This window comes from Burkholderia sp. Z1, from assembly GCF_014893795.1.
GTDB classification, from domain to species: Bacteria; Pseudomonadota; Gammaproteobacteria; order Burkholderiales; family Burkholderiaceae; genus Burkholderia; species Burkholderia theae.
Genome location: NZ_JACFYL010000002.1, coordinates 2453386 through 2464964 on the forward strand (window position 1 = coordinate 2453386; position 11579 = coordinate 2464964).

Below are 11579 nucleotides of genomic sequence, written 5' to 3' on the forward strand. Positions count from 1 at the left end.
ACGATGCGCGGCCCGCCCGTCCTTCGATGCAGTCAGGCGCTTACAGCCCGAGCGCCGACAGATCCAGCTTGCCGCCCTTCATCGGCGGACACCAGAAATACGCGCCCGTCAGCGGCCGCGTGAAACGGAACAGGCCGTCGACGATGCCGTCTTCCGCGCCGCTCATCCGGCGCATCTGCACATCGAACGCGCGGAACGAGCAGCCGAACGCGACAAAGTACAGGCCCGCGCGGCGCGCGTCCGACCACGGCGACGAACGGCGCAGCATGAACGCCTCGGGCTCGAAGCTTTCCTGCGCGGTGCGCTTCACGTGCGCGAACTCGGGCGCGTCGTCGAGTTCCTCGTTGTCCGAACGGCGGCGCCCGATGATGTTGTCCATGTCGCCGGACGGGATGCGCTCCATCTGGTCGAAGTCGTGCAGCCACTGCTGCACCGCGACGAAACTCGCGCCGTCGAGCCCCGCGCCCTGCCCCGTCACGATCGCCGCGTCGAGCGCGTCGTCGCCAGTCGGGTTCTCGGTGCCGTCCTCGTAGCCGGACAGGTCGCGATCGTTCGAATAGCGGAAGCCGTCGACGGTGTCCTGCAGCGCGAACGCCGGCGCCAGCGCGCGTTCGATCGCCCGCGCACGCAGCACGATCTCGCCGCGATCGTCGGCGCGCAGCCAGACCCACACGTCGGCCGGCGTCGCCGGCAGCGTGCGGTCCTTCACCGCGAACGCCGGGTAGTCGGTCAGGCCCGGAACCGGGCGCCCGAGGTGCGCCGCCAGCGCCTGTCCGAAACCGACGACCGTGTCGCGCCCGTCGACGATCTCGCGCAACGCGGCGAGCGCCGCCGCCACATTGCCGTCATTCGAAATCGTGAAAGTGAGGTATCGGGCCGCCGTATCGATCGGAGCCAGGATGCCTTGCTGAACGTCGCTCATCGTTTCCTCAGGAATGGTTCGTGGTGAATCTGCGAGGGCCGCGTCGCGCGCCGCTCGTCATGCCGGGGCCGCGCCGCGGACAGCCCGCGAAAGCAGGGCCGAAACCCTGAATACTAACCGTATCGACGCCGCAACGCCGCATTCGTCGGACGTTGCAGCGCGCCGGACAGTACTGATAGAATCTTTACACGTCTTTTCGGCGTCCTTTCAACCGTTCACTTCAGGGGAGGTGCAGATGTTCCGAATGCCAGCAACCTTCCCGAACGTGGTCCCACGGCGTAGCTGATCCAGCCCGCCGTCCGCGCCGGCTCCCGAGTTTTCCGCTAACCCGTCAGCCGCGCTTTTTCCCGACAGCCCGTTTCGTTCCGCCCGCGTTTTCCGCGCGGCTCCGGCTGTTGCGTTTTCGACGTTCTCCGAACCGGAAAGTCCCGTCGCGCGATGCGCCGGGCAACGATACATGACCAGAAAAACCACCCAACTGGGCGGCCATGCATTCCAGGCCGTCTTCGGCTTCACCTTCCGCTACTGGCGCCAGCAGCCGGCCCGCATCGCCACGGTCGCGGCGTTCGCGCTGCTCGCCGCGCTCGCCGACGTGCTCACGCCGCTGTTCGCCGGCCGCCTCGTCGACGCGCTGTCGACCGGCCTGACCGACCGCGCCGCCGCGTGGCATTCCGCCATCACCGCGTTCGGCACGCTCGCCGCGCTCGGCATCGGCGCGACGCTGCTGCGGCAAGGCGTCTACCTGAACATCATCACGCTCACGCTGAAGATGATGAGCGAGATCGCCGCCGCGTCGTTCCACCGCGTGCAGCGCTTCTCGACCGACTGGCACGCGAACAGCTTCGCGGGTTCGACCGTGCGCAAGATCACGCGCGGCATCTGGGCGCTCGACCTGCTGAACGACACCGTGCTGATCGCGCTGCTGCCGTCGGTCACGATGCTGGTCGGCGCAACCGTGCTGCTTGGCACGCACTGGCCCGTGATGGGGCTCGTCGTCGGCGTGGGCTCGCTGCTGTACATCTCGGTGACGGTCGCCGTGTCGCTCGGCATCGTCGCGCCGGCCGCGCGGCTCGGCAACCTGTGGGATACGCGCATGGGCGGCGCGCTCGCCGACGCCGTGAGCTGCAACGCGGTCGTCAAGGCATTCGGTGCGGAAACGCGCGAGGAAGCGCGGCTCGCACGCGTGATCGGCAAGTGGCGCCAGCGCACGCGCCGCACGTGGGTGCGCGGCACGTTCAACGGCGGGTTGCAGGGCGCGATGCTCGTCGCGATGCAGGCCGCGATGATCGGCGTCGCGCTGCGGCTGTGGGCGAACAACGAGGCGAGCGTCGGCGACATCGCGTTCGCGCTGACGATGTTCTTCATGCTGCAGGGTTACCTGCGCGACGTCGGCATGCACATCCGCAACCTGCAGCGTTCGGTGAACGACATGGAAGAGCTCGTCGCGCTCGAGCGCCAGCCGCTCGGCATCGATGATCGTCCCGACGCACCGGCGATCCGGATCGGGCAAGGCGAGATCCGCTTCGAGCACGTGACGTTCCGCTACGGCAACCATCCGGTGCCGCTGTACGACGACTTCTCGATGCGGATCGCGCCCGGCGAACGCGTGGGCCTCGTCGGCCACTCGGGGTCGGGCAAGACGACGTTCATCAAGCTGATCCAGCGCCTGTACGACGTGTCGGGCGGCCGCATCACGATCGACGGGCAGGACATCGCCCGCGTGCGGCAGGATTCGCTGCGCGGCCAGATCGCGATCGTCCAGCAGGAGCCCGTGCTGTTCCACCGCACGCTCGCGGAGAACATCGCGTATGCACGCCCCGACGCGAGCCGCGCGGACATCGAGCGCGCCGCACGTCTCGCCAGCGCACACGACTTCATCGTCGCGCTGCCGGACGGTTATGACACGCTCGTCGGCGAACGCGGGATCAAGCTGTCGGGCGGCGAGCGCCAGCGCGTCGCGATCGCGCGCGCGTTCCTCGCCGATGCGCCGATCCTGATCCTCGACGAAGCGACGTCGAGCCTCGACAGCGAAAGCGAGCTGCTGATCCAGCAGGCGATGGAACGGCTGATGGTCGGCCGCACGACGCTCGTGGTCGCGCACCGGCTGTCGACCGTGCGCGCGCTCGACCGGCTGCTCGTGCTCGATCGCGGCAAGGTGATCGAGGAAGGCAGTCACGACGCGCTGATCCGTATCGACGGCGGCATCTACCGCCGGCTGTTCGAGCGGCAGGCGCTGGAGCTCGCGAAGGGGCTCGCCGATTCGCCGCGGCGCACCGCGGACGATGACGCCGGGCCACTGGGCGAACCGGCCGAGGCGTGATGCAGGCGGGTCGCGATGCGGCCCGGCGGTGGGGTCATCACCGCCGGGCCGGGCCGTGTCGACCCGACCGGATTCGGATCGAGGCCGTGCCACGTGCACGGCCTTTTTCTCGTCTGCGGATATCGCCGGCTGCCCCGCCACCGCGCGGCGCTGAGTCGTTTTTTCCGGGATCACTTATCATGTCGGCCAGGAAATTTGCGACGAGGGATCGATCATGTTTACAGGAATTGTCCAGGGCGTAGGCGCCATCAAGGCCATCAAGGATCACGGGGAGCTGCGCACTTTCAGCATCGAATTCCCCGAGCGGTTTACCGACGACATCGAGATCGGCGCCAGCGTCTCGGTCGACGGCGTCTGCCTGACGGTGACGACGATCCATTCGCCGGAGCTGATCGACTTCGACGTGATGTTGCCGAGCCTGAAAATCACCACGCTGGCCGACCTGTCGACCGGCGCACGGATCAACGTGGAACGGGCCGCGAAGGACGGCGCGGAAATCGGCGGGCATCCGCTGTCCGGCCATGTCGACTTCCCGGGCACCATCCTGCACATCGCGACGTCCGAGCACAACCGGATGATCCGCATCGGCGTGCCGGCCGAGTTCAAGCGTTACGTGTTTGCGAAGGGCTATATCGCGATCAACGGCTGCAGCCTCACCGTGTCGGACGTCAATCGCGAAGAAGGCTGGTTCGAGATCTGGCTGATTCCCGAAACGCGGCGCGCGACGACCTTCGACGCGAAGGGCGTCAACGACAAGGTCAACATCGAGATCGAGCGCAGCACCCAGGTCGTCGTCGATACGATCCGGGAATCGGTCAAGGAAACGCTCGGCGAACTGACCGGCATCGTCACGACGTTGCTGGCCGAAAAAGGCGTCGATATCGAGGAACTGCTGGCTCGCCATGTCGCGCGCCTGCCGAAGAAGTAACAACGGATGCCGGTTGGCTAGGTGATCCGCTGGATCACCGAGTACCGGCTGCCGTCGGAAAACACCTCGACCCACGGTTCCGATTCCTCGAACGTCCAGAGGACGAGATCGAGGCCGATCAGGTCGTCCCAGTCGTCGTCGGGCCAGGGAACGTGCCACCCGCCCGCGACGGCGACCACGCCGGTCGTATAGAGCGGGCATTGCCTCATCCATTCGCGCGCGTAGTCGTGCGCCGCGAGGCCCTTGAAGTTATCGTTGAATCCCCAGTCGCGTTGCCACCCGTATGCGCTCAGGTAGGCGTCGATCGCAGCCGAGCCGAAGCGGAACACCGCTTCGATCGGCGGCAGCGAGGTCGCGTCGGAGCGGCACAGCGGGTGTTCGGAAGGAACGGGTTGCGCGGAAGTCTCCACGCGGCCTGACGCGCCGTGCTCGTCGAGATACACGTTCAGCCAGGTGCCATCGCGCTCGACGGACACGCACAACGCGCCCGCGTCGACACCGTGCCAGTATCCGGTGACGGGTGCTCCGTCATCCGCGAAACGGTATTGACGGCATGGCCTGGCAAGGCGATGCGCTTCGGTCAGGAAATCGTCGAGTGTCATCGGATGTCCGTCGCCCGGTTTTCGGCACCTTGTGTACGAAGAACGTATTCCGTCATGTCAGGAATGCGTCAACCCTTTGCGCCCGTCCCGAACACCCGGGTTCGGCGCTGCGACACCCGGCGCACGCCCGCCAGCGAACCAGATTCGGACAACATAGATCACCAGTACACCGATGACCAACCCCGACAACACGTCGGACAGGTAATGCCCGCCCTGCGTCGGCGTCGAAACGATCATCAGCGCATTCAGTGCAATCCCGATCGGGAACACAAACCGGACATGGCGCAGCGAATAGGCAAAGCTCAGCGCAAGCATGACGTGCAGCGACGGGAAGGAAATGAGCCCCTGGGCCGATGCGAATATCACTTCCCGGGCTGCTCCGCTTCGCAACCGCGCAAAGTCGGATACGGTCGAGACGGTACCGGGGTCTTGAATATTGAAATGCAGGAATGCGCTCTCGGCCGGAAGAAAGACAGAGATCAGAATCGACACGATGACCGAGACGATGAATTGCACGACGAACTCGGCGTAGTCCCGCGAGTTCGAAGTAATCGCAAGAATGACGGGGATGGCGAGGAGTTGCACATCGCCGGACACATACGCGAGCCCAAGGACGGCGTGCATCCAGTGATGCATCGTCACCCAGCGATACGTTTCCAGCCAGTGAAATCCGAGTGCGGCGTCAACCGCCACCAGGGCGTCGCCCACGAGCGGGAAGTTGGTCGTGACGCACAGGTATTGAAAGACCAGCGCGACATGCGTGAACACGGCCAGAACCGCGATCCATTGAAGTGAATGCGCGACATTTTCATAGAACGCCTTTCTGGCGGGCACCTTGTACGGTATGCGCGAAATCAGCCAGAACGCCAGGGCAACAGCAAAGACAACCGAAAGCATTCGCGCACTTTGCACCAGGCTGCCCTTTTCGATTCGAAAATCGACGCGGTACGCCCAGATCAGGTCGACGAGTATCAGCAGGACGGTCACCAACCACGCGGCCAAGTAAATTTTCTGGCTATTTTTCGACATACGTCATTCTCATTTTTCTGTGTCGATCCCGCCGGGACGAGCCAATACCGGCAGAGGGTCCAATGCATTTTCTGGCGATGCGTGCGGGATTGTCGGCGATACAGGTGATCGTGTCGAACCCCTCAACCCGACCGAACACCCACGACACCCGCCGTATTTCCCGCCAATTCGCGGCGAACCCATTTTACGGAGTCGCTTTCCGCCGCGCCATCCCCCGGCTCCAATGCGCGCGCCCCGCCTCACTCCGCCTCAGCCTGCGCCCCCTTCCCCACCGCCACGCGCTGCGCGCGATAAATCCCCGCGTGCCCCGAAAACAGATACGCGACGACACACGCAACGATCGCATACACGCCGATGTCCGCGCCGAACAGTTCGATCGCCATGATCGTCGACGCGATCGGCGTGTTGGCCGCGCCCGCGAACACCGCGACGAAGCCGAGCCCCGCGAGCACGGGCACCGGCAGCGCCAGCACCTGGCCGAGCGCGTTGCCGAGCGTCGCGCCGATGTAGAACAGCGGCGTCACTTCACCGCCCTTGAACCCCGACGCGAGCGTGACGACGGTGAACGCGAACTTGCCCGCGAAATCGTAGAGCGGCAGCGGGCCGTGAAACGCGGCCTCGATCGTCGGGATGCCAAGACCGAGATACTGCGGCACGTTCAGCACGGTGGCGGCCGCGGCGACCAGCAGGCCGCCGAGCACCGGCTGCAGCGGCGCATAGCGGATCACGCGGCGGAACCACGCGGTCAGCGCATGCGTCGCATACGCGAACAGCCGGCCGACGACGCCGAACGCGATGCCCGCTACCACCGTCACGGCCAGCCCCGTCGCCGACACGGCCGGCACGAACGGAATCGCATAGGCCGTGTGATGCACGCCCCACGCGCGGCACACGACGTCCGCGACGATCGCCGACGCGACGCAGGTCAGCAGCGCGTCGTACCGCACGCGCCCGATCGCGAGCACCTCGAGCCCGAACACGGCGCCCGCGAGCGGCGTGCCGAACACCGACGCGAAGCCGGCCGCGATGCCGCCCATCAGCAGCACGCGACGATGCTCGCGATCGAGGCGGAATACGTGCGTGACACGATCGGCGAGCGCGCCACCCATCTGCACGGCGGTGCCCTCGCGGCCGACCGAGCCGCCGAACAGGTGCGTGACGACGGTCGCGACGAGCACGAGCGGTGCCATCCGCTTCGGCACGAGCGCCTTCGGGTCGTGAATCTCGTCGATCAGCAGGTTGTTGCCGCGCGCGACCGACTGGCCGAAACGATGGTAGATCCATCCGGTCGCGAAACCGGCGGCCGGCAGCCCCCACAGCAGCCACGGATGCGCAACGCGCGTGCCGGTCGCCCAGTCGAGTGCAATCAGGAACAGCGCGGAAGCCGTGCCGGCCAGCGCGCCGAGCAGGGCCGAGAGCGCGAGCCAGCGGCACACGTAGCGCACGGTCGCGAGAAGATCGGCAGAAGTCGTGAAAAACATGATTTCCAGATTCGACAGAACATCAAAACCTGGGCGGCAGAATACCGCATGGACGGCCTGCGACCTCCTGACAACCCAGGAACACGCAGGCATCATCAGCCGGGCAAACCGGCGGTTGAGGGCCGCACCGCGCGCCACGCGCCGGAAACGACCGCACGGAGGCATGCCATCTCCGCAGGCGGCAATTGTACGTGACGCCACGCATCGCACGCAATGCGGCCGCCGGCATACCGGAACCGGACGGCACCGCGCCCCCCGGCGCGCCGTCAGTCGCGCAGCGGGCGCGTGATGCGCGAGATCAGTTGGGGCGCGATCCGATCGAGCGGCAGGATCGCCGACGCCGCGCCGATCGCCGCGGCCGCCTTCGGCATCCCGTAGACGGCGCTGGTCGCCTCGTCCTGCGCGATCGTGTAGCAACCCTTCGCGCGCATCGCCTTCAGGCCGAGCGCACCATCGCGCCCCATTCCCGTCAGCAGCACGCCGAACGCATCGCCCTGCCAGCCGTCGGCGACGCTGTTGAAGAACACGTCGATCGACGGCCGATACGGCGTCTCGACCGGATGCCGCGTATAGCCGAGCACGCCGCGCGGCGACAGGTACAGGTGATCGTTGGTCGCCGCGAGCAGGACCTCGCCGGCCTGCGGCACGCTGCCCTGCCGTGCGACGCGCACCGGCAGCCGCGTATAACCGTCGAGCCACTCGGCCATGCCGAGCGCGAACGCCTGGTCGACGTGCTGGACGATCACGATCGCGGCCGGGAAATCGGCCGGCAGCGCACGCAGCAACGCGGTGAGCGCGGTTGGCCCCCCCGCCGACGCGCCGATCGCGACGAGCGTCGGCTGGCCGCGCGCAGGCGTCGGCCCCGGTGGCACGAGCGCCGCGGTGCGGCTTTCGAGCAGCCGGCCGATCTGGTCGATCTTCGCGAGCAGCGCCTGCGGCGACGCGTCGGTCGACAGCCCGAGCGCGAGCGTCGGCGTGTCGACCGCGTCGAGCGCGCCGGCGCCCATCGCCTCGTAGACCGACGACGTGTTCGCGCTGACGCTCGCCGTCACGATCAGGATCGCGCACGGTGCGCGCTCCATGATCCGGCGCGTCGCTGCGACGCCGTCGACCTTCGGCATCACGAGATCCATCAGCACGACGTCGGGCGGATGCGCGACGCAGAAATCCACCGCCTCGTCGCCGTCGGTCGCGACCCACAGCACGCGGTGGTCCGCGCGCAGCGCGAGCACGCGGCGCAGCGCCTCCACGGCCAGCGGCAGGTCGTTGACGATACCGATGTTCATCCGCGCGCGCCCCCGATCAGGTCGTGCACGGCATCGAGCAGCGCCTCGTCGTGGAAGCTGCTCTTCGCGAGGTAGTAGTCGGCGCCGGCGTCGAGCCCGCGGCGGCGATCCTCGTCGCGATCCTTGTACGACACGATCATCACCGGCACGCGCTTGAGCATCGGATCGCTCTTGATCAGCGTGACGAGTTCGATGCCGTCCATGCGCGGCATGTCGACGTCGGTGACGACGAGGTCGAACGCATCGCTGCGCACCGCGTTCCAGCCGTCCATCCCGTCGACCGCGACCGTCACGTCGTAGCCGCGCTTCTCCAGCAGCTTGCGTTCGAGTTCACGCACCGTCAGCGAATCGTCGACGACGAGCACGCGGCGGCGCCGGTCGGCGAGCGCGAACTGCGGATCGCGCGTGACGCGCGCAAGCTGCCCGCCGCGCACGAGCTTGTCGACCGAGCGGATCAGATCCTCGACGTCGACGATCAGCACCGGGTCGCCGTTCTCGAGCAGCGCGCCGGCCGCGATGTTCTGGATCTTGTGCAGGCGGCTGTCGAGCGGCTGCACGACGAGCATCCGTTCGCCGAGGAAGCGGTCGACCGCGACGCCGTACAGCTCGGGCTCGCCGCCGACGACCACGACCGCCGTGCTCGTGCGCGCCGCGTCGGGCTCGCCCGCATCGAGCAACTGGTGCGCGGCAACGAGCCCTGCGCGCCGGCCGTCGAACGGAAAATGCGGCTGCCCTTCGAGCACGTCGATATCGTCGTGCGCGAGTTCGAGCGTGCGGCGCACATGCGCGAGCGGGAACGCATACGGTTCGCCGCCGACCTCGACGAGCAGGCTGCGGATCACCGACAGCGTGAGCGGCAGCTGCAGCACGAAGCGCATGCCCGCGCCCGGCTCGTTGAAGATCCGCACCGCGCCGCGCACACCGCGCACCATCTCCTGCACCGCGTCGAGGCCGACGCCGCGGCCCGACACGTCGGTCACCGCGTCGCGCATCGAGAAGCCCGGCAGCAGCAGGAATTCGAGCAGTTCGGGATCGGACAGCCGCGCGGCCGTCTCGTCGTCGGTCAGGCGCTGGCGCACGACCGCCGCGCGCAGCGCGTCCATGTCGACGCCCGGCCCGTCGTCGATCACGCTGACAAGCAGCGAGCCGGCGCTATGGCGCGCCTCCAGTGTCACGCTGGCCTCGGCCGGCTTGCCGCGCGCGCGCCGCGCGTCGGGCGAATCGACGCCGTGATCGATCGCGTTGCGCAGCAGATGGCCGAGCGGCGCGTCGAGCAGGTCGAGGATGTCGCGATCGACCTGCGTGCCTTCGCCGACGATCGAGAAGCGCACCTGCTTGCCGAGCGAACGCGCGAGATCGCGGACGATGCGTGGATACGCACGCGTCGCATCGCCGAACGGCCGCATCCGGCATTGCAGCGCCTCGTCGTACAGCTGCTCGGCGATATGCGTACTGCGCCGCTCGAAGCGGTCGAATTCGTCCATGCGCTCGGCGAGCGAACGCTGCAGGTCGTTGAGCATGTGCCGCACTTCGTTCATCGACGCGAGCATGCCGGAGTCGAGATCGTCGGCGAACTGTTCGACCATCAGATCGAGCGACCGGGCGGCGTCGCGCTGCGCGCGCTTCACGCGCAGCATCGATTCGGCGAACGGCTTGAGCCAGCGCGATTCGACCAGCGATTCGCCGGACAGGCTCAGCAGCCGGTTCAGCGTATCGGCACGCACGCGGCGCATCGCGCCGGCGCCGGCGATACGGCCGGCCTGGGCCGGATCGGGCACCGTGCCCGACACCGCGAGCGGCGGCACCGCGGCGCTTGCGCCAACGGGCTCGTTCGCGGCGCCGTCGTGGTCGCGGTACGGCACGACCGATGGCGGCACCGGCGGCGGGACGACAGCCGACGCGTGCATCGTCTGGGCGCCGTCGGCGCCCGTCAGCGCCGCCGCGAACACGTCGATCTCGGTCGACGTCACCGGCTGCCCCTGCGGATCGCCGACGCGCACCAGCAGGTCGACGCCGGCAAGCAGCACGTCGACGTGCGTGGCCGTCAGCGCGATCGTGCCGGCCTGCGCGGCGACGAAGCACTCTTCCATCCGCCCCGCGATGTCGACGCCGAGCGGCACGCCGACGATGCGCGCGGCGCCCTTCAGCGAATGCGCGGCGCGCATGCAGGCCTCGAGCGCGACGGAATCGGGCTCGCCCGATTCGAGCGCGAGCAGCCGCTCGGACAGCGCCTGGGTCTGCGTGCGCGTTTCCTCGCGATACAGCTCGAGCAGCGACAGGTGGCTCAGATCGTCATCGCCGCTCATCGCATGCTCCGTGTCACGGCGTCGAACAAACGGTCGTCGTCGAGCAGGCCCACCGACTTGCCGCGCCACGACAGCACGCCGCGCGACAGGCCGGCGCTCGCGCGCCCGACCGTCGCCGGCACGGGCACCCAGTCGGAGGCGCCGAAGCGCAACACGCCCTCGACTTCGTCGACCGGAAACACGACCGGCTCGCCCTGGTGCGCGGCGACCAGCAGCCGCGTGAACCGGCCGTCGCCGCCGCCGTTGCCGCCCTTGCCCGCTCCGAGGCCGAGCAGCGCGCCGATCGAGATCGCGATGCGCAGCGTGCCGCGGATGTTGACCACGCCGCGCACGGCCGAATTGCGGCGATGCGGCAGCGAATGAATCGGGCGTGTGCCGGCGATCTCGCGCAGCACGCCGATCGGCAGCGCGAGCCATTCGTCGGCCACGCGAAACGCCAGCGCCGCATGGTGCGTATCGTCGTCGGCGCGCACGCGGGTCGTGCCGTACGCGCTGATCCGGCGCGTGGCGTCGGCCATCTCGGCGTCGCCGAGCGGACGCTCGAGCAGCCGCGCCGCGTGATACGCGTAGACCGGGCAATTCAGGCAGCGCTGGCAGTCGTTCAGCCGCTCGCACGAGCGGTCGCCGCGCGTGCCGATCCGGTTCCAGCAATCGTCGACGTCGATCGTCGTGTCGTCAGTGGCAGCGGCGTCGCGGTTCATGGAG

General features: G+C 68.0%; 9 protein-coding genes and 1 riboswitch. Of the genes, 2 read left to right on the forward strand and 7 right to left on the reverse strand.

The window, feature by feature from the left end; genetic code table 11:
* Positions 1-40 precede the first annotated feature (40 nt).
* The gene (locus H3H55_RS27935; protein ID WP_193101045.1) at positions 41-922 is read right to left on the reverse strand and encodes a Dyp-type peroxidase; all 882 of its coding nucleotides are present in this window, start codon (positions 920-922) and stop codon (positions 41-43) included.
* A 457-nt stretch (positions 923-1379) separates the two neighbouring features.
* On the opposite strand from H3H55_RS27935, the gene H3H55_RS27940 reads away from it, so the two are divergent.
* Together H3H55_RS27940 and H3H55_RS27945 are read left to right on the forward strand one after the other, a co-directional pair.
* Positions 1380-3242 (forward strand): ABC transporter ATP-binding protein, encoded by a 1863-nt coding sequence (locus tag H3H55_RS27940; protein ID WP_193101046.1) that lies wholly within the window; start codon positions 1380-1382, stop codon positions 3240-3242.
* A gap of 214 nt (positions 3243-3456) precedes the next feature.
* On the forward strand, positions 3457-4170 hold the full coding sequence (locus H3H55_RS27945; RefSeq protein WP_193101047.1) for a riboflavin synthase subunit alpha: 714 nt from the start codon (positions 3457-3459) through the stop codon (positions 4168-4170).
* 17 nt (positions 4171-4187) lie between these two features.
* Here H3H55_RS27945 and H3H55_RS27950 read toward each other — a convergent pair whose 3' ends face one another.
* The 6 genes from H3H55_RS27950 to H3H55_RS27975 all read right to left on the reverse strand — a co-directional run bounded on the left by H3H55_RS27950 (position 4188) and on the right by H3H55_RS27975 (position 11575).
* The gene (locus tag H3H55_RS27950; RefSeq protein ID WP_193101048.1) at positions 4188-4772 is read right to left on the reverse strand and encodes a hypothetical protein; all 585 of its coding nucleotides are present in this window, start codon (positions 4770-4772) and stop codon (positions 4188-4190) included.
* 57 nt (positions 4773-4829) lie between these two features.
* A complete protein-coding gene (locus H3H55_RS27955) occupies positions 4830-5801 on the reverse strand; it encodes a phosphatase PAP2 family protein (protein ID WP_193101049.1) in 972 nt (323 codons plus the stop codon).
* Positions 5802-6040: 239 nt separating this feature from the next.
* The gene (locus H3H55_RS27960) at positions 6041-7282 is read right to left on the reverse strand and encodes a voltage-gated chloride channel family protein (protein ID WP_193101050.1); all 1242 of its coding nucleotides are present in this window, start codon (positions 7280-7282) and stop codon (positions 6041-6043) included.
* 79 nt (positions 7283-7361) lie between these two features.
* Positions 7362-7465, reverse strand: a riboswitch (Fluoride riboswitch).
* An 83-nt stretch (positions 7466-7548) separates the two neighbouring features.
* Positions 7549-8568, reverse strand: a complete 1020-nt coding sequence (locus tag H3H55_RS27965; RefSeq protein ID WP_048250162.1) for a chemotaxis response regulator protein-glutamate methylesterase — start codon at positions 8566-8568, stop codon at positions 7549-7551.
* Positions 8565-10874, reverse strand: coding sequence for a hybrid sensor histidine kinase/response regulator (locus H3H55_RS27970; RefSeq protein WP_129516805.1), 2310 nt, complete (start codon positions 10872-10874; stop codon positions 8565-8567). The genes H3H55_RS27965 and H3H55_RS27970 overlap by 4 nt, the downstream gene beginning before the upstream one ends.
* A complete protein-coding gene (locus tag H3H55_RS27975; RefSeq protein WP_048250160.1) occupies positions 10871-11575 on the reverse strand; it encodes a chemotaxis protein CheW in 705 nt (234 codons plus the stop codon). Before H3H55_RS27975 ends, H3H55_RS27970 begins: the two co-directional genes overlap by 4 nt.
* Positions 11576-11579 lie beyond the last annotated feature (4 nt).

What these genes read in the sequence shown, in the direction of transcription:
- H3H55_RS27935 (WP_193101045.1), bottom strand. Translation starts at nt 922, where the DNA reads ATGAGCGACGTTCAGCAAGGCATCCTGGCTCCGATCGATACGGCGGCC.
- H3H55_RS27940 (WP_193101046.1), top strand. Translation starts at nt 1,380, where the DNA reads ATGACCAGAAAAACCACCCAACTGGGCGGCCATGCATTCCAGGCCGTC.
- H3H55_RS27945 (WP_193101047.1), top strand. Translation starts at nt 3,457, where the DNA reads ATGTTTACAGGAATTGTCCAGGGCGTAGGCGCCATCAAGGCCATCAAG.
- H3H55_RS27950 (WP_193101048.1), bottom strand. Translation starts at nt 4,772, where the DNA reads ATGACACTCGACGATTTCCTGACCGAAGCGCATCGCCTTGCCAGGCCA.
- H3H55_RS27955 (WP_193101049.1), bottom strand. Translation starts at nt 5,801, where the DNA reads ATGTCGAAAAATAGCCAGAAAATTTACTTGGCCGCGTGGTTGGTGACC.
- H3H55_RS27960 (WP_193101050.1), bottom strand. Translation starts at nt 7,282, where the DNA reads ATGTTTTTCACGACTTCTGCCGATCTTCTCGCGACCGTGCGCTACGTG.
- H3H55_RS27965 (WP_048250162.1), bottom strand. Translation starts at nt 8,568, where the DNA reads ATGAACATCGGTATCGTCAACGACCTGCCGCTGGCCGTGGAGGCGCTG.
- H3H55_RS27970 (WP_129516805.1), bottom strand. Translation starts at nt 10,874, where the DNA reads ATGAGCGGCGATGACGATCTGAGCCACCTGTCGCTGCTCGAGCTGTAT.
- H3H55_RS27975 (WP_048250160.1), bottom strand. Translation starts at nt 11,575, where the DNA reads ATGAACCGCGACGCCGCTGCCACTGACGACACGACGATCGACGTCGAC.